The organism is Pseudogemmobacter humi, from assembly GCF_900609055.1.
Classification (GTDB): domain Bacteria; phylum Pseudomonadota; class Alphaproteobacteria; order Rhodobacterales; family Rhodobacteraceae; genus Pseudogemmobacter; species Pseudogemmobacter humi.
Genome location: NZ_UXAW01000003.1, coordinates 1 through 231 on the forward strand (window position 1 = coordinate 1; position 231 = coordinate 231).

The window sequence follows — 231 nt, forward strand, 5'->3', positions numbered from 1 at the left end:
GTAGAAGGTGATCCAGGATCCGATGGCGGCCTTTGCCTGCGATCCTGTTTCCCAGGCGTGCAGATAGACGCATTCATACTTCAGCGATCGCCACAGACGCTCGATGAAGACATTGTCGATGCAGCGCCCTTTGCCATCCATCGAGATTCGGGTGTCGACGCGCTTCAGGCGGTCAGTCCAGGCGAAGGACGTGAACTGTGAACCTTGGTCCGTATTCATGATCCCCGGCGC

Annotated in this window: 1 protein-coding gene; it reads right to left on the reverse strand. The window is 57.6% G+C overall.

The features are described from left to right. Positions 1–231, reverse strand: a 231-nt coding sequence (locus XINFAN_RS00020; RefSeq protein WP_148087124.1) for an integrase core domain-containing protein, incomplete at both ends; no start/stop codon positions are given.